At 73.9% G+C, this 21,236-nt stretch carries 17 protein-coding genes and 1 tRNA gene; 13 read left to right on the forward strand and 5 right to left on the reverse strand.

The features are described from left to right. Positions 1-78 precede the first annotated feature (78 nt). The 3 genes from scpB to ACFVVX_RS26650 all read left to right on the forward strand — a co-directional run bounded on the left by scpB (position 79) and on the right by ACFVVX_RS26650 (position 3,698). Positions 79-672 carry an SMC-Scp complex subunit ScpB gene (gene scpB / locus ACFVVX_RS26640; protein WP_387949237.1) on the forward strand — a complete coding sequence of 198 codons (594 nt, stop codon included), beginning with the start codon at positions 79-81 and terminating at the stop codon, positions 670-672. A 64-nt stretch (positions 673-736) separates the two neighbouring features. After that, positions 737-2,272, forward strand: a complete 1,536-nt coding sequence (locus ACFVVX_RS26645; protein ID WP_387949139.1) for a pseudouridine synthase — start codon at positions 737-739, stop codon at positions 2,270-2,272. Positions 2,273-2,714: 442 nt separating this feature from the next. Next, positions 2,715-3,698 (forward strand): helix-turn-helix domain-containing protein, encoded by a 984-nt coding sequence (locus ACFVVX_RS26650; RefSeq protein ID WP_387949140.1) that lies wholly within the window; start codon positions 2,715-2,717, stop codon positions 3,696-3,698. A gap of 83 nt (positions 3,699-3,781) precedes the next feature. Here ACFVVX_RS26650 and ACFVVX_RS26655 read toward each other — a convergent pair whose 3' ends face one another. The 3 genes from ACFVVX_RS26655 to ACFVVX_RS26665 form a co-directional block, all read right to left on the reverse strand. Further along, positions 3,782-4,144 (reverse strand): DUF952 domain-containing protein, encoded by a 363-nt coding sequence (locus ACFVVX_RS26655; protein ID WP_387949141.1) that lies wholly within the window; start codon positions 4,142-4,144, stop codon positions 3,782-3,784. A 64-nt stretch (positions 4,145-4,208) separates the two neighbouring features. Next, entirely contained in the window at positions 4,209-5,798 is a 1,590-nt protein-coding gene (locus ACFVVX_RS26660; RefSeq protein ID WP_387949142.1) for a DUF4139 domain-containing protein, read from the reverse strand. Positions 5,799-5,801: 3 nt separating this feature from the next. Then, on the reverse strand, positions 5,802-8,072 hold the full coding sequence (locus ACFVVX_RS26665) for a DUF4139 domain-containing protein (RefSeq protein WP_387949143.1): 2,271 nt from the start codon (positions 8,070-8,072) through the stop codon (positions 5,802-5,804). 310 nt (positions 8,073-8,382) lie between these two features. Between ACFVVX_RS26665 and ACFVVX_RS26670 the strand changes: the two genes are divergently transcribed. The 3 genes from ACFVVX_RS26670 (at position 8,383) to der (ending at position 12,087) form a co-directional block, all read left to right on the forward strand. Next, a complete protein-coding gene (locus tag ACFVVX_RS26670) occupies positions 8,383-9,468 on the forward strand; it encodes a prephenate dehydrogenase (protein WP_387949144.1) in 1,086 nt (361 codons plus the stop codon). A 346-nt stretch (positions 9,469-9,814) separates the two neighbouring features. Further along, positions 9,815-10,528, forward strand: a complete 714-nt coding sequence (gene cmk, locus ACFVVX_RS26675) for a (d)CMP kinase (protein ID WP_387949145.1) — start codon at positions 9,815-9,817, stop codon at positions 10,526-10,528. 104 nt (positions 10,529-10,632) lie between these two features. Further along, positions 10,633-12,087, forward strand: coding sequence for a ribosome biogenesis GTPase Der (der, locus tag ACFVVX_RS26680; protein ID WP_387949146.1), 1,455 nt, complete (start codon positions 10,633-10,635; stop codon positions 12,085-12,087). A gap of 204 nt (positions 12,088-12,291) precedes the next feature. On the opposite strand, the gene ACFVVX_RS26685 is transcribed toward der, so the two are convergent. Together ACFVVX_RS26685 and ACFVVX_RS26690 are read right to left on the reverse strand one after the other, a co-directional pair. Beyond that, positions 12,292-12,903, reverse strand: coding sequence for a hypothetical protein (locus tag ACFVVX_RS26685; protein ID WP_387949147.1), 612 nt, complete (start codon positions 12,901-12,903; stop codon positions 12,292-12,294). A gap of 350 nt (positions 12,904-13,253) precedes the next feature. Beyond that, complete coding sequence (locus ACFVVX_RS26690) at positions 13,254-14,111, reverse strand: hypothetical protein (RefSeq protein ID WP_387949148.1); 858 nt, start codon at positions 14,109-14,111, stop codon at positions 13,254-13,256. A gap of 756 nt (positions 14,112-14,867) precedes the next feature. Here ACFVVX_RS26690 and ACFVVX_RS26695 point away from each other — a divergent pair. The 7 genes from ACFVVX_RS26695 to ACFVVX_RS26725 all read left to right on the forward strand — a co-directional run bounded on the left by ACFVVX_RS26695 (position 14,868) and on the right by ACFVVX_RS26725 (position 21,006). Then, the gene (locus ACFVVX_RS26695) at positions 14,868-15,695 is read left to right on the forward strand and encodes a transglycosylase family protein (protein ID WP_387949149.1); all 828 of its coding nucleotides are present in this window, start codon (positions 14,868-14,870) and stop codon (positions 15,693-15,695) included. 286 nt (positions 15,696-15,981) lie between these two features. Further along, on the forward strand, positions 15,982-16,380 hold the full coding sequence (locus ACFVVX_RS26700) for a transglycosylase family protein (RefSeq protein ID WP_387949150.1): 399 nt from the start codon (positions 15,982-15,984) through the stop codon (positions 16,378-16,380). Between the two features lie 116 nt (positions 16,381-16,496). After that, entirely contained in the window at positions 16,497-17,276 is a 780-nt protein-coding gene (locus ACFVVX_RS26705; RefSeq protein ID WP_387949151.1) for an alpha-ketoglutarate-dependent dioxygenase AlkB family protein, read from the forward strand. A 143-nt stretch (positions 17,277-17,419) separates the two neighbouring features. Continuing rightward, positions 17,420-18,283 carry an acyl-CoA thioesterase gene (locus tag ACFVVX_RS26710; RefSeq protein ID WP_387949152.1) on the forward strand — a complete coding sequence of 288 codons (864 nt, stop codon included), beginning with the start codon at positions 17,420-17,422 and terminating at the stop codon, positions 18,281-18,283. A 173-nt stretch (positions 18,284-18,456) separates the two neighbouring features. Beyond that, on the forward strand, positions 18,457-19,248 hold the full coding sequence (locus ACFVVX_RS26715) for a DUF1684 domain-containing protein (protein ID WP_387949153.1): 792 nt from the start codon (positions 18,457-18,459) through the stop codon (positions 19,246-19,248). Positions 19,249-19,374: 126 nt separating this feature from the next. Further along, a complete protein-coding gene (locus ACFVVX_RS26720; RefSeq protein WP_387949154.1) occupies positions 19,375-20,781 on the forward strand; it encodes an MFS transporter in 1,407 nt (468 codons plus the stop codon). Positions 20,782-20,932: 151 nt separating this feature from the next. After that, positions 20,933-21,006: transfer RNA gene (locus ACFVVX_RS26725), tRNA-Pro, on the forward strand. Positions 21,007-21,236: the final 230 nt, after the last annotated feature.

The following is a 21,236-nucleotide window of genomic DNA, read 5'->3' on the forward strand; positions in this document are numbered from 1 at the left end:
GCCGAGGGCGGTGCGGAGGGTTCGGAGGGCTGGGAATCGGTCGGTCCAGGGCTGAAGGCCGAGCTGGAGGCGATCCTGATGGTCGTCGACGATCCGGCCGGGGAGGCCCACCTGGCGTCCGTCCTGGAGCGGCCCCGGGAGGAGGTGGCGGCGGCGCTGCGGGAACTGTCCGCCGAGTACACCGCCCAGCGGCGCGGCTTCGACCTGCGGCTGGTCGCCGGCGGGTGGCGGTTCTACACCCGGGCCGAGTGCGCGCCGGCCGTCGAGCGGTTCGTCCTGGACGGCCAACAGGCCAGGCTGACGCAGGCCGCACTGGAGACATTGGCGGTCGTCGCCTACCGGCAGCCGGTGTCCAGATCGCGGGTCTCAGCCGTCCGTGGTGTGAACTGCGACGGTGTGATGCGTACCCTGGTACAGCGAGGACTGGTGGAAGAGGCCGGATCCGAGCCCGAAACAGGTGCGATCCTGTATCGGACGACGAACTACTTCCTGGAACGGATGGGGCTCCGCGGCCTGGATGAGCTGCCGGAGCTTGCTCCCTTCCTGCCCGAGGTCGACGACGTGGAAGCGGAGTCCCTGGAGGGCACGATGATCGCGGAGGCGGTCGCCGCCGCTGCCGTGCAGGCCGCGGACGGCAGTGGCGAGGCCGGTCGGGCTGCGCCTGATCGGTAGGGGGCGGTGAGGTCGGCCGAAACGACCGCACAGCCCAGACGGAAAACGACGTACGGACACTTTGATGCGTAGCAGTGGCAACGACAGGAACAGCGGCGGCGGAAGCGGCCGGGGCGGACACGGCGGGGGCCGGAGCGGCGGCGGCTCCTACGGGGGTGGCTCCGGCTCGCGTGGTGGTTCGTACGGCGGGGGCTCCGGTTCCTCGCGCGGGGGCTCGTCCTCCGGTGGCGGTTCGTACGGTGGCGGTTCCTCGTCGCGTGGCGGGTCCTCCTCGGGTGGCGGTTCGTACGGTGGCGGTTCCTCGTCGCGTGGCGGGTCCTCCTCCGGCGGTGGCTCGTACGGCGGCGGCTCGGGCTCTTCGCGCGGCGGTTCGTACGGCGGCTCGGGCTCGCGTGGTGGTTCGTACGGTGGCGGTTCCTCGTCCCGTGGCGGGTCCTCCTCGGGCGGCGGCTCCTACGGGGGCGGCTCGGGCTCGCGTGGTGGTTCGTACGGCGGGGGCTCCGGCTCCTCGTCGCGCGGTGGTTCGTACGGTGGCGGCTCGTCGTCGCGTGGCGGCAGCTCCGGCTCGTACGGGCGCGACAGCCGTCGGGACGACCGGCGCGACGACAACAGGTACCCCGACCGCCCGCTGCGTCCCGAGGAGCGGCGCTACGACCGCCCCGAGTACGGCGGCGGCCCCAACGCCACCCCCGCGCGCGGCGGCTTCAGCGGGCGCCGTCCCGGCCCCGCGCCGCGTCCGCGCCGCGACGGCCAGGGCGCCCCGGGCGACCCGCGCCGCCAGCCGCAGCGTTCGCGCGAGCTGCAGGCGAAGATCGAGGACGCCGTGCTGGCGCGCCACGACAAGCCGGCCGTGAAGCTCCCCAAGACCTTCGAGGAGCCCGAGGGCGAGCGCCTGCAGAAGGTGCTGGCGCGGGCCGGCATCGGCAGCCGCCGGGCGTGCGAGGAGCTGATCGAGCAGGGCCGCGTCCAGGTCAACGGCAAGCTCGTCACCGAGCAGGGCAAGCGGGTCGACCCGCAGAACGACGAGATCAAGGTGGACGGCCTGACCGTCGCCACCCAGTCGTACCTGTTCTTCGCGCTGAACAAGCCGGCCGGCGTGGTCTCCACCATGGAGGACCCGGACGGCCGCCAGTGCCTCGGCGACTACGTGACCAACCGGGAGACCCGGCTGTTCCACGTCGGCCGCCTGGACACCGAGACCGAGGGCATCATCCTGCTCACCAACCACGGTGAACTGGCCCACCGCCTCACCCACCCCCGGTACGGCGTGACCAAGACGTACCTGGCCGCCATTCAGGGTCCGATCCCGCGTGACCTGGGCAAGCAGCTCGCCAAGGGCATCGAGCTGGAGGACGGCTTCGCGCGCGCCGACAGCTTCAAGGTGGTCTCCAACGTCGGCAAGAACTACCTCGTCGAGGTCACGCTGCACGAGGGCCGCAAGCACATCGTCCGCCGGATGCTGTCCGAGGCCGGCTTCCCGGTCGAGAAGCTGGTGCGCACGCACTTCGGTCCGATCGCGCTGGGCGACCAGAAGTCGGGCTGGCTGCGCCGTCTGACCAACCCGGAGGTCGGCCAGCTGATGAACGAGGTCGGCCTGTAGGTCGGTCCGTGAGTCGGCCTGCGGGTCGGTCGTGTGGGTCCGGTCTGGAGAGCATTCTGTAGACCGGTCTGCATAAAAACGAGTCTGTAGACCGGTCTATCGAGGGCGGAGTTTCTCTGTAGACCGGTCTACAGAGAACGCCGCTCTGTAGACCGGTCGTCATAGCGAGCAGTCTGTGGACCGGTCTACATAAAAACGGCCATCTGTAGACCGGTCTACATATTCGCGTGCCTGTGAGGGCCTCCCCGCCGAGCGGCGGGGAGGCCCTCACGCCGTTCGGCGGGTCTTGCTGTGAGCCGGGACGCATCGCCTGGTCATCGCCTTGTCAGCGTGATGATCCGTGGCCGAGGATTGCCACCTGACCACGACCCGTCGAGTGGCGGGACTGCGCCACGCCGCCTTCGGTGCGGCGCAGGGGAGAGACCAACGGGGGAGCGGCACCGTGTCCGATGCACCACTCAGCGCACTGGGGCTGGCCGATCCGGACGGTCAGGTTTACGCGTTGCTGGTGGCCAATCCGCAGTCCACGGCGGAGGACCTCGCCGGGCTCTGCGGGCTGACGCTCCAGCAGAGTCTGCGGGCGCTGGACCGGTTGGCGCAGCAGGGCATGGCGACCCGGGCGCCGGTGGACCGCCACCGCTTCCTGCCGGTCGCGCCGGATGTCGCGATAGGCACCCTGATCGGCCACCGGGAGTCCGAACTGCGGCATGCCCGGGCCGAGATGCACCGCCTGATGGACGCCTTCCGGGAGGCCTCCCGCTACACCGACCCGGCGCACTCGGTCGAGGTGCTGACCGGCGGCGAGGCCATCGCCCAGCGGCTGGAGCACATCACCGAGACCAGCCAGTACCAGGTCCGGGGCTTCGACTGCCCCCCGTACATCCAGGATCCGGTGGCCGGCATCCCGTTGCAGCGCAAGCGGATGAAGGAGGGGCTGCGGTTCCGGACCATCTACGACCGGGAGGCGGTGGCCTGGCCGGGGAGGCTGGAGAAGAACATCCTGGTCGGGGTCGAGGATGGCGAGGAGGCCCGGGTCCGGCCGGTGCTGCCGATGAAGATGGTCATGTCGGACGACCGGATGGCGATCATCCCGATCAGCGTCGGCGACAGCGTCCTGGACGCCGCGTACGTGATCCACCCGTCCGCCCTGCTCCAGGCCCTGGACACGCTGTTCGAGGCGGAGTGGGAGCGCGCCGTGCAGCTCCAGTCGGCGATCGGGGACGAGGACGGCGCGCTGGAGCCGGAGGCCGACCACCGCAAGCTGCTCGGCCTGCTGGCGGCCGGCCTCACCGACGAGTCGATCGCGCGCTCGCTCGGCTGGAGCGCCCGGACCACCCAGCGCCGGCTCCAGAGCCTGATGCGCGAGCTCGGCGCCACCACCCGCTTCCAGGCGGGCATGGCGGCCCGGGAGCGGGGCTGGCTGTAGCCCTCCGCCGGGTCGCGGGGTGCCGGGGTGCCGGGGTCTCGGGGCGCCGGGGTCGCGGGTGGCGGGGGCGTCGGGGGTGGGGCTCAGCTCCAGGGGGTGAGGCTCGCCCAGCGGCCGTCCGGGCCGCGTTCGACCTTCTCCAGGCCGACCACGGCGGACCGGTTCAGCCGCCCGTAGATGTGCGGGAACAGCGCACCGGGGGTGGCCCCGGGCGGCGGTGCGCCGTTCGGGGCCTCCCACTTCACCATCGGTTCCACCAGCGCCTCCTCGATCAGCAGCACCATCAGCGGACCGGGGGTGTCGGCGAAGAAGGCGTTGGCCACCGCGAGTGCCGTCTGCTCGTCCGCCGAGCAGTGGATGAACCCGTCGGTGAGCAGCGAGGCGGTCGCGTAGGGCCGGCCGGGGTCGGCGAGCCAGTCGTCCAGGGGGGCGAGGTGCAGGATCATGCTCCTGTTGTACCTGAACGGTTGTCACGACGGGGGTTCGGCCGAGCGCACGCGGGCCGGGGTGTCACAGGCCCGCCACCTTGGCGGTGGCGGTGATCTCGTACACCAGCGTCACCGTCCGGCGGGCGCCCGGGCCGAGGGGCAGGTCCCAGCGGACGATCCCCTCGGTGTCGAAGGCGTCCGGGGCGGGCGAGCACTCCTCCTTGCGCAGCCGTACCTCCACGGCCGACACCTCGGAGACCGGTACCCGCTCGCGCACCGAGACCAGCTGCTCGTCGTGCTCCTCCGGTCCGGAGAAGCGGGAGAGGTGCAGCCGGACCGTCCGGGTGGTCACCGAGCGCTGGCTGAGTCCGGTGGTGGCCTGCCGTTCCTCGGTCTCGCGGACCACCCGGTAGCCGTCCGAGCTGCCGAACGCCAGCTCGGCGTCGGCGCCGGCCGCGGTGAAGGGCAGTTCGCCGCGGCCGGTGAAGCCGCTGTCGCGGACCAGTTCGACCGGCCCGGCCAGCAGCGCGTGCCCGGCGGCGTTGCGGAACCGGACCACCTGGGTGACCAGCGGTGACAGCTCCGGCGCGCACGCGAACTCGCTGCTCGCGGCCGCGGTGAAGCCGCCGAGCGGGACCCGGTGCGCCCGGCCGTCCGAGGGCACGGTGGCCGGCGCGGGCGCGCGCAGCACCCGGACCTCCCCGCCGTCGTCCACGCCCGGTACCGCCTCGGACGGGCCGACCGTGCTGATCGCCTCCTCGCGCAGCTCCACCTCGACGGTGCGGCGCTCCTCGGCGCTGCGCTCGCGCAGCATCAGCACGTCCTCGGTGAGCGCGGGCGGGGCGGTGGCCAGGGCCGACCGGGCGGTGGAGAGGGTGAGCCGGACGCCGGTCCAGTCCTCCCCGGTCCGCTGCCAGACCACCGCCTCCGACTCCAGGTGCAGGCCGCCCCCGGCGAGGGTGGCCCGGTAGGAGGGGCGCCACACCGCGCAGGGCACCAGGTGGCTGACGGTGAGGAGGGCGGGCCCGGCCGTGGCGGCCTCGACGGTGAGGTCCAGGTGCGCGACGAGCTCGGCGGGCTCCTCCTCGGCCTCGTCCAGGGTCCGGTGGGCGTCGGAGCGCTCCTGTTCCAGTCGGCGCAGCCGGGAGCGGACGGCGCGCAGCTCCTCGACGTACCGCTCGCGTTCGGCGTCCACCCGGTCCAGCTCACGGGTCCAGCGGGCCCGTTCGACCTCGCCCGCGCCGGCGCCCTCGCCGATCTCGCGGAGCAGGTCGGCGGAGAGCTGGGCCAGCAGCGCCAGCCGGGCCGCCAGACGGTCGCCGGACTGCTCCTCGCGGCGGGCCTGTTCGTCGAGCTGGTGGACCCGGTGGCGGAGCTCGGAGTCGGCCGGGCCGGGCGGCAGCGGGGCGCGCGGGGTCCAGGTGCGGACGATCCGGGCGTCCAGGACGCGGACGCCCGCGCGGTCGGCCTCGGCCCGCAGGGTGCGGTCGACGGCGAGCGCGGTGACCGGGCCGAGCCGCAGCCGCTGCACGCCGGCGGTGAGCTCGGCGGTGGCGGCGCGCTCGACCTGGCTGCGGTCCTCCAGGCAGGTGACGGCGGTGACCGGAAGGGGGACGGCGCCCCGGGGAGGGGAGTCGGGCCCGCCGGGGAGGGGGGTGGTGGTGCCGGTCATCGTTCAGTTCCTCCGGTTTCCGCCGACGATGGCCTTGCCGGCCGGGATTCGGATCTCGTAGCCGCCGTCGAGCTCGACCCGGCCGCCGGGCGGCAGTTCGACCCGCCAGAGCCGGGTGCTCGGCGGGCAGTCCGGCGAGGACTCGGCCGGTGCCTGCCAGCCGGCCCGTTCCTCGATCCGGACCTCGGCGTCCGAGGTGACCGGGACGCGTTCGCGGACCTCCACCGTGACGGGGCGGCCGAGCCGGTTCGCCAGTTCGACGTGCACCCGGTGGTCGAGCACGGTGCTGCTGTTCAGCATGCCCGCGGTGGACTCGCGCAGCTCGGTGCGGCGCGCCACCTCGACGCTCTCGGTCACACCGGTGCCGAGCCGGCGCTCGCCGCCGGGGGCGAGGGTGGGAAGGGCGGCGGTGAGCAGGAACTCGTCGTCGACGGTCACCTCGACCGGGCCGGCCAGGACGGCCTGGGCGGTCCGGTTGGCGAGCACCAGCGTGCCGTAGACCTTCTCCTCGACGGAGGGGACGGTGACGTACTCGGAGCGGACGGCCAGCGGGATCTCGCCGATCGTGACGGTGTGCCAGGCGCCGTCGGACGGGATGTCGGCGGGGGCGGCGGCGTCGAAGCGGTGGTCGAAGGAGCCGGCCGAGACGCGGGGCGGGACGGCGTGCCGGGGGAGCGGGAGGGCCGCCACCGCCGAACCGGCGGACACCGCGGGCCTCGGCCCGGGCGGGTGCAGGGTGCCCCGGCGGGCGGCGGGCTCCTCGGGACCGGCCAGGACGAGGGACGGGTAGTCGAGGAGGGCGGCGTCGGGGGCGGGCGGGGCGTCGGGGGTGAACGGGGCGCTGGGGGCGAACGGGGCGGGTGCGAAGGCGGCGAACGGTCCGGCCCCGCCGGGGGCCGCCGGGGCCGGGGCCGTCACGGGGGCGGGCGCAGACGCGGCGAACCCGGGGGCGGCCTCGGCGGCGCGGCGCCGGGCCCGGCGGGGGGCGGCCGGGGGCGGGGGCGGACTGCCCGGCTGGGGCATCCCGGGCGGCGGCGGGGCGCCGTAGCCGCCGAAGGCGGGGGGCGGCAGGGGGAACTCGTCGGCCGCCAGGCTGCCGCCGGGGTGGCGGAGAAACTCCGGCTGCTCGTCGAAAGCCGGGGTGACGGCCGCGACGGGCAGGGCGCCCGTGGGTGCGGCGCCCACGCGTACCGAGGCCACCTGTCCGGCGGACACGCGCCCGGCGGGCGCGGGGGCCGGGCCCGCCGCCTGGTAGCCGGCGAAGAGGTCGGCCAGGCCGGCCGGGGGCTCGCGCCACCCCGACGGGGGCGGGGCGGGCTGGCTGCGGCCGATCCGCAGCGAGCGCAGCCGGGGCAGGTCGGTGCGCCGGTCGAGGTCGGCGGTGGAGAGGGCGAGGCGTACGCCGGTCCAGTCCTCGCCGGTCTGCTGGGCCAGCGAGGCGCGCAGGACGAGTCGGGCGGAGTCCTCGCCCTGGCGGTAGGACAGGCGGTAGGCGGGTACCCAGCGGGCGGCCGGGACGCCGTACTCGAGTTCGAGTTCGAGGTCGGGTTCGGGTTCGGGGCTGGGGCCGGGGTCGGGGCCGGCGGGTTCGGTGGAGGTGGAGGTGGAGGTGGGGGTGCGGGTGAGGGTGAGGAGGACGGTCGCGGAGGTCTCCACGGGCCGGGTGGCCCCCGCGGTGGAGGCGCGCTCCAGCCGGGCGGTGAGCACCTCGGTCGCGTGCTCGGCGAGCCGGAGCTCCTGGGCGAGGTCCTCGGCGCGCCGGTGCAGTCCGGACAGCCGTTCGTCGACGAACTCGGCCAACTCCAGCCAGGCGTCGGCGGGAGTGCGGCGGTGCGGTTCGTCATCGCGGCGCGGCGGCGGTACGGCGCGCAGTCCGGCCGTCTCGGCGATGGCCGAGAGGACCAGGCGGTGGCGCTCGCGGACGGCGCTCTCGTGCTCCCTGGCCTCGTCCAACAGGCTTTGGAGCTCGGGGAGTTCGGCCACGGCGCGGAGTTCCGCGACGGGCTCCAGACGGGCCTCGGTGACGGTGGTGCCGGGTGGGCCGTCGAGCACCCGGGCGCGCAGCGAGCGCCCGTCGAGCACCCGGGGCAGCCCGGTCAGCCGGAGCCGTCCGTCCGGCGGCACGGGGACCCGGGCCCGGCGGCGGCACACCGCGCCGGCCGCGTAGACCACGACGGAGTCGAGCACCGAGGAGTGGGCCGGCACCTCCGACCCGCCCGGTTGCCGGTCGCCTGCTGTCCTGCGCCGGTCGTCTGTCCTGCGCTGGTCGTCCACCCAGCCAACCCCTTCGTTAGCGCCGCGCCCTGCTCGGGCGGCCAGTCTGCCCCCAGCCGGCGCGGGCGTCGTCGGATTTCCGCGTGTTGCCGCGTCCGGACCGCCCTCGCGTGACGCGTGCGGCCCGTGTGGTGTGGGACGGGTCGGGGCCGGAGGCGGTTGCGGTCCGGCGAGGCCGGTCGGGGTGTCAGGGGCGTACGCGGGGACGGGGGATGGCCGCGGGGACGGTGGGTGGCCGCAGGGACGGGCAGGATGCGAGAGGATGGGTCGAGCACGTCCAGGTAAGCCCCGTGAGGAGAGCCACCCCGCCATGCGCACTGCCGCCGTCGTCGGTACCGGACTCATCGGCACGTCCGCCGCACTGGCCCTCACCGGCCGGGGGCTGACCGTCCATCTGGAGGACGCCGACCCGGACTCGGCCCGCACCGCGGCCTCGCTCGGCGCCGGTGTCATCGACCCCGCCGACGGTCCGGTGGACCTGGCGATCATCGCGGTGCCGCCGGCGCTGGTCGGCAAGGTCCTCGCCGACTGCCAGCGGCGCGGCCTGGCCCGCTGGTACACCGACGTGGCCAGCGTCAAGGCCGGGCCGCGCGCCGAGGTGGTGGCGCTCGGCTGCGACACCGTCCACTACATCGGCAGCCACCCGATGGCCGGCCGCGAGCGCTCCGGCCCGCTGGCCGCCCGCGCCGACCTGTTCGAGGGCCGCCCCTGGGTGCTCACCCCCACGGCCGACACCGACACCGAGACGCTCAACGCGGCCCTGGAACTGGTCGCGCTCTGCGGCGCGATGCCGATCGTGATGGACGCCGCCGCGCACGACCGTGCCGTCGCCCTCGTCTCGCACGCCCCGCAGCTGGTGTCCTCGCTGGTCGCCGCCCGGCTGGAGCACGCCGACGAGACGGCGATAAGGCTTTCCGGCCAGGGTGTCCGGGACGTCACCCGGATCGCGGCCTCCAACCCCGGCATGTGGGTCGACATCCTCTCCGCCAACGCCGGCGCCGTCGCCGACATCCTGGAGGAGGTCGCCGTCGACCTCGGCGACACCGTCACCGCGCTGCGGGCCCTGCAGGCCGCCGAGGACGGCGAGCGGCGCGCGGGCGCGGTCGGCATCGAGGCCGTGATGCGCCGCGGCAACACCGGCCAGGCCCGCATCCCCGGCAAGCACGGCGCGCCGCCCACCCGCTACGAGACGGTCGCCGTCGTCCTCGGCGACCAGCCCGGCGAGCTGGGCCGCCTCTTCGGCGAGGTGGGCGCGGCCGGGGTCAACATCGAGGACGTCCTCATCGAGCACTCCAGCGGACAGCAGGTCGGCTTCGTCCAGCTGTCGGTCGCTCCCGCCGCGGTCAAGCCGCTGACGATGGCGCTGCGGGCGACCGGTTGGAGCGTCCGGGACTGAGCCGGGGGGCGTCCCGGTCCCGGTCGGTCCCCGTCCCGGCTGCGGACGGCTGGTGGCGGGGCCGGCCGGCTGTGGTTGCGCCCTGCGGACAGGACGGACAGGGCGGGGGCGGCGGCGCGGGCCGGGCGGGGCTGGGTGCTGCGGTCGGGGCTGCTCCGAAGGGGTACGGGCCCGGGCGGGGCGGGGTTCCGCACCGGTCCATTAACCTTGAGGGGGACATCCCTCGGTTTCAGGTTTACCGCCGGGCCCCCCGTCCGGGCTTCACCCGGGTTCCACCACCGGGTTTCACCGCCCCACGTTCCAGATTTCACGCTTCAGGTTTCAGGATTCAGAGAGAGGTTCTGCCGTGGACACTGCCGACCGAGCGAACGCCCCGGTCGTCGTCGCCATCGACGGACCCTCCGGCTCCGGCAAGTCGACCGTCTCGCGGGCGGTCGCCGCCCGGCTGGGGCTGAGCTTCCTGGACACCGGTGCCATGTACCGGGCGATGACCTGGTGGATGCTGGCCAACGACGTGGACATCGAGGACGCCGAGGCCGTGGCCGTCGCCTGCGGAAAGCCGGTGATCGTCTCCGGGACGGACGCCGACGGCCCGACGATCACCGTCGACGGCCAGGACGTCTCGGGCCCGATCCGCGGCCCCGAGGTGACCGGGCAGGTCAGTGCCGTCGCCGCGGTGCCGGCGGTGCGCACGCGGCTGGTGGAGCTCCAGCGCGGCTGCGCCGGGGTCGCCGAGCGCGGCATCGTCGCCGAGGGCCGGGACATGGGCAGCGTGGTGTTCCCGAACGCCACCGTCAAGGTCTTCCTGACCGCCTCGGAGGCCGCCCGCGCAGAGCGCCGTGCCGCCGAGCTGAGGGCCAAGGGCGTGGACGAGGCCACCATCACCGCGATGGCCGCCGACCTGGCCCGCAGGGACGCCGCCGACTCCTCCCGGGAGACCGCCCCGCTGACCCAGGCGGCCGACGCCGTCCTGGTGGACACCAGCGAGCTGACTCTCGACCAGGTGATCGACACGATCACCTCGCTGGTGGAGGAGCGGGCCGGCCTTTCGGCGGTCTGAGCCTCCACCCGCATTTCATGCAGTAACCCGCGCTGCCCGGAACCGGGCAGGTACGCACGGCGTGCCCCTGGGAAGGGCCGCGCCGGGAAACGGAAAACGGAAACATGACCGCAGAGCACACCGCCACCGGACACGGTGAGCTGGACAGCGCCGACTACGCAGAGTTCATGGCGCTCGCCGCCGAGGAGGGGTTCGACCTCGACGGTGTCGACGGCCTCGACGGCGCCGAGCACGCGCCGATGCCGGTGCTGGCCGTCGTCGGCCGCCCGAACGTCGGCAAGTCGACCCTGGTGAACCGCATCATCGGCCGCCGTGAGGCGGTCGTCGAGGACAAGCCGGGCGTCACCCGCGACCGCGTCAGCTACGAGGCCAGCTGGAACGGCCGCCGCTTCAAGGTCGTCGACACCGGCGGCTGGGAGATCGACGTCCTCGGCATCGACGCCATGGTGGCGGCGCAGGCCGAGCTGGGCATCGAGACCGCCGACGCGGTGCTGTTCGTCGTCGACGCCACCGTGGGTGCCACCGACACCGACGAAGCCCTGATCAAGATCATCCGCCGGGCCGGCAAGCCGACCGTGCTCTGCGCCAACAAGGTCGACGGCCAGTCGACCGAGGCCGAGGCCGCCTACCTCTGGTCGCTCGGCCTGGGCGAGCCGTACCCCGTCTCCGCCCTGCACGGCCGCGGCTCCGGCGACCTGCTCGACGCCGTGATGGACGCGCTGCCCGAGGCCCCGCCGCAGACCTTCGGCGACCTCGCCCCCGGCGGCCCGCGCCGCGTCGCGCTGATCGGCCGGCCGAACGTCGGCAAGTCCAGCCTGCTCAACAAGGTCGCCGGCGAGGACCGGGTGGTCGTCAACGAGATGGCCGGCACCACCCGCGACCCGGTCGACGAGATGATCGAACTCGGCGGCAAGACCTGGAAGTTCGTGGACACCGCCGGTATCCGCCGCCGCGTCCACCTCACCGCCGGCGCCGACTTCTACGCCTCGCTGCGCACCTCCGCCGCGCTGGAGAAGGCCGAGGTCGCGGTCGTCCTGGTCGACGCCAGCGAGACCCTGGCCGAGCAGGACACCCGGATCATCTCGATGGCCGTCGAGGCCGGGCGCGCCGTCGTGATCGCCTACAACAAGTGGGACCAGCTGGACGAGGAGCGCCGCTTCTACCTGGAGCGCGAGATCGAGCGCGATCTCGTCCAGGTGCAGTGGGCCCCCCGGGTCAACGTCTCGGCGAAGACCGGCCGGCACATGGAGCGGCTCGTTCCGGCGATCGAGGCGGCGCTGGAGGGCTGGGAGACCCGGATCTCGACCGCGCGGCTGAACGCCTTCCTCGGCGAGCTGGTCGCGGCCCACCCGCACCCGATCCGCGGTGGCAAGCAGCCGCGCATCCTTTTCGGTACGCAGGCGGGGGTGCGGCCGCCGCGGTTCGTGCTGTTCGCCTCGGGCTTCCTGGAGGCGGGCTACCGGCGGTTCGTCGAGCGCCGGCTGCGTGAGGAGTTCGGCTTCGTCGGGACGCCGATCTCGATCTCGGTGCGGATGCGTGAGAAGCGCAAGCGCAAGTAGGACCGAGTAGCTGTCGGGCAGGACTGAGCAGGACCGAGTAGTCCTGAGTAGGACCGAGTAGGACTGTGGGACCGGGTGGCCTGGTGGTCAGGTGACCCGGTCACCTGGTGGCGAGGGCCCCATCGCTTCGGCGGTGGGGCCCTCGGTCGTCCGGCGCGCGGGTGTGTGCCGCGCGTCCTGTGGTGCTCGGTGCGGCGGCGGTGCTCAGTGCTGGTCGGTGCTGCGGCCCGGGGGGAGGGAGAGCAGGTTGCGGTGCCGTCCGCCGGTGGTGGCACCGGGGCCGGGAGCCGGCGTGGGCATCGGGTGCGGGACCGGGCCCAGGTAGCCGGCGGCCACCCAGCCCTGGCCGTTGGCGAACTGGGCGGCGGGGGCGGGCTGGCCGCCGTGGCCGGACTGCGGGTGCTGGCCCGAGTGGGCGGGTTGGCCGGCCTGGCCCTGGCTCGCCTGGCCCAGGTGGCCGGTCTGGCCGACCTGGCTGGTCTGGCTGGTCTGGCCGGTCGTGTGGGCGTGGCCGGTGCCGTCGCTGGTGTGCCCGGCCGGTCCCGTCACACCGGGACCGGTCTGCTGGTTCGGCATGAACTGCGGGAGCCCGAGCGCCTGCCCGCCGTAGCTCTGGAACGCCTGCTGCTGCGGGTACGGGCGCGGGTCGGCCAGCACCGGGTAGCCGTCGCGGACCGCGAACCCGGTGAACTTCATGTTCTCCTCGCCCGAGCGGTCGCCCGGCAGGGCCCGGAACAGCCGCCGGTACTCGGAGTACAGCTCGTCGTAGATCGGCGTCGTCGAGTGCGGGTGCTCCGCGTCGAACGACGGGCGCATGCCCGGGATCGCACGGGTGCCGGTGGTGGAGCGACGGTGGGATGCGGAGACGTCGTAGCTGTACACGTAGGGGCCAACGAGTGAGAACGCTGGGGGATGCGGGGTGCACCGGCCCGGTCGGAACGTGGCCTGTGCCGGTCCTGCGGCTCTCCTGTGGTCCTCCTGCGGCCCTCCTGCAGCGGCCTTGGGCCGCTCCTGGAGGGCCGGCGTGGGGACCGCGAAGGCCGGCGTAGGGACCGTGAAGGCGTCGGCGTGCCGACCGTGGGGTGCCGGCGTGAGGACCGTGCGGCGCTGCCGGTCGGCAGCGGTGACCGCCGACCGGGCCGGGTGCGTCCTGCATCCCGGGCGGCTCAGGTGCCGGCGAGCGGGAGGGACGCGGCCACCACCTGCCCCTTGGCCACCGCCCGCTCCAGCGCCTGGCGGAGCAGGTCCTCGCGCGGCTGGCGGCCGACCATCCCGGCCGGTACCGCGTACATGGTCACCTCCGACAGCTGGCCCGCGGCGATCCGCCAGGCGTCGGTGACCTGGAGCGGCTGGTGCGCCTGCCACCAGCCGGTGCTGCCGCCGGCGGCAGCGGGCTGGAGGATCGCGTGCAGCTTGCCCATGGCCACCAGCACGGACCAGCCGGGCAGTTGTTCCGGCGTCTTGTTGAGGTCGGCGACCGGCTGGAAGCCGGCGTCCTGCAGGAGGTCGAGGAACTCGTCGGTGCCGGAGGTGTTGCCCGGCCGGCCGACCGGCCCGGTGGGCTCGACCACCAGGGCGGCGTGACCGGTGTCGGCGTGCAGCACGAGCCCGCAGGTGATGCCAAGGATGGCGGCCTGGCCGGGCGCGCTCGGCTGCGCACCGGACGCGGTGGGCTGCGACTGGGTGGACTGAGCGGACTGGGCCGGGACCGGCGCCGCGACGGGCGTGTCGGCGGGTGCGTCGCCCTGGGCCTGGCTGATGCTGCGCACCGCGCCGAGCAGCTGCTCCTCGGAGACCGGCACCACCTGGGACGGGATGCAGCGGGCATGGGCGAACGCGAGCACCGCCGTCTCCTCGCCGACGAACAGGACGGTGCTGGTGGGCTCCTGGAACGAGTCGCCGGGTGTGCGGCAGGAGGTGCACTCGTAGCCGTCGGGTGCGTGGGCGCCGCCCAGCAGGCGGTCGGCCTCGTCGTCGCCGATTTCGGATCGGACCTCGTCGCTGACATCGAGCATGCGCGGCACTGAGACTCCTTGGGTGTGGTCGTGGGTGTCGGGGGTGGGGCGGGTCGGTTGGTGGGGCGGGTCCTCGGTGGGGCGGGTCCTCGGTGGGGCGGGTCCTCGGTGGGGCGGTGTTCGGTGGGGCGGTCTGAGAGTGGAGCGGGGACGAACGGGGGCGGGTGGGACGGGGGTGTGGCCGGGCCGGGGCCAGGTCTGCGGCCGACGGGACCTGGGTCCGCATCCGGCCGCCTTTACCAACGGGCCCCTGTGTCAGGGGTCACGGGTGGCCGTCGAGGGTGACGGGAATTGCCTCGGATCCGACCGCAGTGCGTGTTTCGGTGGTCACAATGTGTCGATGTCGGTGGCGGGCCTGGCGGAATGAAACCGTGAGGTGGGTCACGGGTGGCCGATGTTTGATCTAGGAAATGACGGTTAAATCGGACAATTCGGGCATGTTTGCATGGTCATTACCGGCGGTAACGCCTGGCTGAGCTGGGGAGACCGCTGCTTGTTTGGATCCCCGGCGGCCGACTCGTAGCTTCATTGGCGGTGCAACGAGCACCACCCGGGTTCACCCCCGACGCACAGCCCGCCGGCTCACCCCGGCGCAGGCCGTGCCCGCCGATGCGACTGCTCGAACAGGTCGCCGGTGTGTGGCGGGTGGCCGGGGCGGCGCGGCACGTCGGACACGTGCACGGCCGCCCAGTGGACGCGGCGAGCGAATCGGCCCTTCGAGGGTCTGGTTCCGCATGCCCGCCCGGGGCTGTCGAGAGGAACCTCATGACCTTCCGTAACGAGACCGCCGCTGCCACCACCTCCACCGCCACCAAGCGCAACCGCGTTCGGATGGCTGTTGTGGCGGGCGCCGCTGTCGCGGCCCTGCCGGTGGCCGGCCTCGTCACGGCCACCTCGGCCTCCGCCGCGTCCGTCTCCACCTGGGACGCCGTCGCCCAGTGCGAGAGCGGTGGCAACTGGGCCATCAACACCGGCAACGGTTTCTACGGCGGTCTGCAGTTCACCTCCAGCACCTGGGCCGCCTTCGGTGGCACCGCCTTCGCCTCGCAGGCCAACCTGGCCACCAAGGCGCAGCAGATCTCCGTCGCCGAGAAGGTGCTCGCCTCGCAGGGCCCCGGCGCCTGGCCCGTGTGCTCGGTCAAGGCCGGCCTGACCAAGGGCGGCGCCCCGGCCGCCGTCGACACCTCGGCGGCCTCGACCGCCACCGCCGCGCCGAAGCCTGCCGCTCCGGCCGCCACCGCCGCCCCGAAGCCGGCTGCCACCGCTGCCCCGAAGCCGGCCGCCACCGCCGCGCCGAAGGCCGCCGAGGCCCCCAAGGCCGCCGCTGCCGCGCCGAAGCCGGCCGACGCCGCGAAGTCGTGGAAGTCCGACAACGCCGCGAAGTCCGCCAAGGCCGCCCAGCCGGCGAAGCCGTCGACCTCGAACGACGCCCAGCCGGTCACCGGTGGCAACTACACCGTCAAGTCCGGTGACACCCTGAGCTCGATCGCCGCCGCCAAGGGCCTCGACTGGCACGACCTGTACAACGACAACGCCAAGGTCATCGGCGCCAACCCCGACCTGATCCTCCCGGGCCAGACCCTCACCGTCTGATCCCGGTAGGGGCTGTCCGCGCGCCGGGCGCGCTGCACCTCCGGTCCGATCGGCCGCTTCTCCGCTGTGCGGGGGAGCGGCCGTCGGCGTGTCCGGCGTGTCGGGTTGGGCGGGCGTTTTCGGCGCCTAGGGTCGGCTGCTGTGCCTTCAGAGCGTTCGTAGGATCAGCCGGGAATCGTTCTTGATGCGCCTGCGGGCCGTCCTGGGCGCGGTGCCGGGGGTGTCGGGGGCGCCGCTCCTGCAGCGGTCGGTGCCTCTGTCGCGGTCGGTGCTGCTGCGGTGGTCGGTGCCTCTGTCGCGGTCGGTGCTGCTGGTGGCGGTGCTGCCGGTGGCGGTGCTGCCGGTGGTGTCGGCTCTGCTGGTGTCGGTCCAGGTGCTTGCCGCAGGGCTGCCGGGTGGCGCCCGGGCCGAAGCCTCATCCACCGTTGCGGACATGATCTGGGACGAGCTCGCCGAGTGCGAGAGCGGCGGCGACTGGCGGGCCGACACCGGCAACGGCTACTTCGGCGGTCTGCAGATCTGGCCGCCCACCTGGGAGGAGGCGGGCGGACTTCGCTTCGCGAACCGGCCCGACCGTGCGAGTCGGCGCCAGCAGACCGCCGTCGCCGAGGAGATCCTCCGGATGCAGGGCTGGGAGGCCTGGCCGGTGTGCGCGCGGGAGATCGGGATGATCGGTGATCGGTGATCGGTCGTCGGGTGGTGGCGTCTGCCCGGCAGCCCGTCCGGCCGTTCGTCCCGGCAGGGCCCGCTCCACCCCCCCGGCGTTGAGCCCGGGTGGCCCCACTGCGCGAGGATGGTGGTGTGGCTCAGGGCGAACTCTTCGGCGGACCTCCCGGCAACCTCCCCGGCGAACTCTTCCCGCGCGCCCGGTCCGAGCCCGCGCCCGGTGCGGTGCTCGTCCCCGGCTGGCTGGACGCGGACGCGCAGCTGCGCCTGGTCGCCGCCTGTCGGGAGTGGGCGCGCCCGCCGGCCGGGATGCACACCGTCCGGATGCCGACCGGCGGTGTGATGTCCGTACAGATGGTGAGCCTGGGCCTGCACTGGTACCCGTACGGCTACCGGCGGGCCGCCGCCGACGGCACCCCCGTGAAGCCGTTCCCCGCCGAACTCGGCAACCTCGCCCGCCGGGCCGTCACCCAGGCGTACGGTGACGCGTGCGCCGACATCGCGGGCGCGGCCCGGTACGAACCGGACATCGCGATCGTCAACCACTACCCGCACGGCGCGAAGATGGGCCTCCACCAGGACCGCGACGAGCGGACGGACGCCCCGGTGGTCTCGCTGTCGATCGGTGACACCTGCGTCTTCCGGCTCGGCAACACCGAGACCCGCACCCGGCCATGGACCGATGTCGAGCTGCGCAGCGGCGACCTGCTGGTGTTCGGCGGCCCGGCCCGGTTCGCGTACCACGGCGTGGTCCGGACGTTGCCCGGCACCGCGGACCCGGCGCTCGGCCTGACCGGGCGCCTCAACATCACCGTCCGCCAGTCCGGGCTCGGTGCGGGGGCTGCGCAGGGGTCGGGTGGCGGTGCGGGTGGTGCGACCGGCCCGGGGCGGTCGGAGGCGTCCCCGTTCGAGTGAATCGACAGCGGTCGCCCTGGTGTGCGGGAATTCCCTGGCCCGCTGGAGAATTCGAGTGGGCTGAACAATTCGATAGAACGGGCGTCGGCAGCCGGGCGGAGGACCTCCGGCCGGGCCGGTTCGTCCGGAGAGGAAGCGCACGCATGGGTACCCCCGTCGACGAACTCGTCGAACTGCTGGACCTTGAGCAGATCGAACTGAACATCTTCCGCGGGCGCAGCCCCGAAGAGGCGCTGCAGCGGACGTTCGGCGGCCAGGTGGCCGGCCAGGCGCTGGTCGCGGCGGGGCGCACGGTGGACAGCGACCGCCCGGTCCACTCGCTGCACGCCTACTTCCTGCGCCCCGGTGTGCCCGGCGTGCCGATCGTCTACCAGGTCGACCGGATCCGTGACGGCCGCTCCTTCACCACCCGCCGGGTGCTCGCCATCCAGGGCGGCCGGTCGATCTTCGCCCTCACCGCGGACTTCCACCTCCCCGAGCAGGGCGGCATCGAGCACCAGCTCGCGATGCCCGAGGTGTCCGACCCCGAGGACCTGCCCAGCGCGCTGGACGAGGTCGGCTCCCGGCTCGGCGAGCTGCCCCCGTTCATCAGCCGCAGACAGCCCTTCGACATCCGCTACGTCGACCGGCTGCGCTGGACCAAGGAGGAGCTGGCCGGAGTCGAGGCGCGCAGCGGCGTCTGGCTGCGCACCAACGGCGCCCTGCCCGACGACCCGCTGATCCACGTCTGCGCCCTCACCTACGCGAGCGACATGACGCTGCTGGACGCCGTCCGCGCCCCCGTCGAGCCGCTCTGGGGCGATCGGCACTTCGACATGGCCTCGCTCGACCACGCGATGTGGTTCCACCGCCCGTTCCGCACCGACGACTGGCTGCTGTACCAGCAGGAGGCGCCGATCGCCCACGGCGCACGCGGCCTGGCCCGCGGGGAGATCTTCGACCGCAGCGGGCAGCTGGTGGTGTCGGTGGTCCAGGAGGGCCTGTTCCGTCCGCTCCGGCGCTCGTAGCAACAACCGGGCCGACGGCCGCGTCGGGGCTCTCGGCCGGGTTGTTGCGGGAAGATGTCAGCTTCCCCGGCCGACCCCGTCCCGGGAATGATCCGCCCCGGGGGCAGGCGTTGAGTCGGTGACGGACAACGGATGACCGGACTGGTCAGGGACCGGAGTGGGAGGGCCTTTCGATGACGGCGACAGCCGCGGAGGAATGGAAGCACTGGAGCGACAGCAGGGCGGCGGCGGTGAGCACGCTGCACGGCCAGCTGGCGCTCGTCGGCACGCACTGGCTGGAGCCCGAGCCTGCCCGGATCCCCGGCCTGCCCGGCCTCTGGTGGGCCGACGCGGAGGGCGTCCGGGTCCGGGCGGCCGCAGCCGAGGGCGTCACCGTGGCCGGCGGGGCGGCCCCGGTCGACGGCGAGGCGCTGCTCCGGCCGGACACCGACCCGGCCGCCGACACCGCCTCCCTGGGCGAGCTGCGGCTCGTCCCGATCGAGCGGGAGGGCGAGCTGGCCCTGCGGGTCTTCGACCCGGCCGCGCCCCGCCGGGAGTCGTTCGCCGGCATCTCCGCGTACCCGTACTCGCCCGAGTGGGCGGTTCCGGCCGTCTTCACGCCCTTCGAGGGCGGCGTCGACCAGGCCGTCGTCGTCCCCAACGCGGACGGCAAGGAGCGCCCGCTGACCGTCGCCGGCCGGATCGCCTTCACCGTCGCCGGGGAGCACCGGACCTTGACGGTCAGCGGCTCGGCCGACGGCCTCAGCGGCGTGTTCGCGGACGCGACCAGCGGCCGGGACACCTACCGCTTCCGCTTCATCACTCTCCCCGCGCCCGACGCGGACGGCCACACGGTGCTCGACCTCAACCGCGCGTACCTGCCGCCCTGCGCGTTCGCCGACCACTTCATCTGCCCCTTCCCGCCGCCCGGCAACCGGCTGGACTTCGCGGTCGAGGCGGGGGAGAAGCAGGTCCTGACCCGGTAGGCGGCCCGCTGGCCTGCCCGTTTGCTGGGTTGTGCCCGCCGGGGTGCTGCCTGCCCGCCCGCCGGGGTGCTGCCAGCCGGACCCCGGTGGGCGGCGCCGCGGCGGGCAGGACGACGATGGGTCGCTGTGTCGACCAATCATCCTGCGAATTCGTCCGCCGACTCCCCGGCCTCGCCGCCGCCTCCCGCTGCCGCCCCGGCCGCCGGCCCCGTTTCCACTCCCGACCCGGTTCCCGTTCCCGCTCCCACTCCGGACTCCGCTCCCGACACGCCCTCCCCGCCCTCCCCGCCGTGGTTCCGGCGCGTCACCCGCGGGGCGTTCGCCGACCTCAGCCCGCTGCGCGAGAACGCGGACTACCGGCGGGTCTGGTTCGGCCAGGCGGTCTCGTCCATCGGCCAGCAGATGACGGCCGTGGCCGTCTCCGTCCAGGTCTACGACCTCACCGGATCCAGCTTCGCCACCGGCCTGGTCGGCCTCTTCTCGCTCTTCCCGCTGATCGCCTTCGGCCTCTACGGCGGCGCGATCGCCGACACCGTCGACCGCCGCCGCCTCGGACTGATCGGATCCGCCGGCCTCGCCGCCGTCTCCGCGGTCCTGGCCGCCCAGGCGCTGGCCGGACTCGGCCTCGTCGCACTGCTCTACGCCGCCGTCGCCGTCCAGGCCGGCTTCTTCGCGCTCAGTTCCCCCGCTCGTTCGGCGATGATCCCGCGCCTGGTCCCGAGCCACCAGCTCCCGGCCGCGAACGCCCTGAACACGGTCAGCATGAATCTCGGCCTCACCGTCGGCCCCATGGTCGGCGGCGTCCTCATCGGCGCCTACGGCGCACAGGCCGCCTACCTGGTCGACACCGTCGCCTTCGGCGCCACCCTGTACGCGATGTGGCGGCTGCCCTCCATGCGCCCGCTCGGCGACCGCCGCGGCCGCGCCTCCGTCCTCGACGGCCTGCGCTTCCTGCGCGAGCAGCCCAACCTGCGCACCAGCTTCCTCGCCGACCTCGCCGCCATGATCTTCGGCATGCCGCGCGCCCTCTTCCCCGCCATCGCGGTCACCTTCTACGGCGGCGACGCCCGCACCGTCGGCCTGCTGGTCTCCGCCCCGGCGGTCGGCGCCCTGGTCGGCGCCCTCTTCTCCGGCTGGGTCAGCCGGGTCAACCGCCAGGGCGCCGCGGTCCTCGTCTCCGTCGCCGCCTGGGGCCTCGCCATCGCCGCCTTCGGCCTCGTCCGCAGCCTCTGGCCCGGCCTCCTCCTGCTCGCCGTGGCCGGCTGCGCCGACACCGTCAGCATGATCTTCCGCAACACGATGATGCAGGTCGCGGCCCCCGACGAGATGCGCGGCCGCCTCCAGGGCATCTTCATCGTGGTCGTCGCCGGCGGCCCCCGCCTCGGCGACTTCGAATCCGGCGCCGTCGCCTCCCTCACCAGCCCCGCCACCTCCGTCATCAGCGGCGGCCTCGCCTGCGTCGCCGCCATCGTCCTCCTCGCAGCCCGCCGCCCCGCCTTCCTCCGCTACGACGCCCGCCACCCCACCCCCTGACCCCCGCCACCCCGACCCCCACCACCGCAATACCTGGCAGCGAGCACCCCCCGACGTGCTGTATTGTTTTCCACGTCGCCGGGACACCGGGGACAAGGTCGAGAAGCCCCACCGCAGAGCCCCCCAGGCTCCGCCGAAGGCGCCGAGACCACGGGACGTGGCGCAGCTTGGTAGCGCACTTGACTGGGGGTCAAGGGGTCGCAGGTTCAAATCCTGTCGTCCCGACAGTGATGTCGGAGCCCCGCTGACTGGACGGAAGTCCAGGCCAGCGGGGCTTTTGCCGTTTCCGAGGGTGGGTCAGCGTACGAGCCGCAGGTGGCGGTCGGGGGAGTCCGGCGGGACCACTTCGGGACCAGAGGCGTGTTCAGGAGGCTGCAGGGGTGGCGCCCAGCCCCCGCTGGGTGGCTCGATGAACCTTGCCTGGGTGAGTCGAGGTAGCTGCTTCGCCATCAGTT

Origin of the sequence: Kitasatospora sp. NPDC058170, from assembly GCF_042883905.1 — a bacterium.
Lineage (GTDB): Bacteria > Actinomycetota > Actinomycetes > Streptomycetales > Streptomycetaceae > Kitasatospora.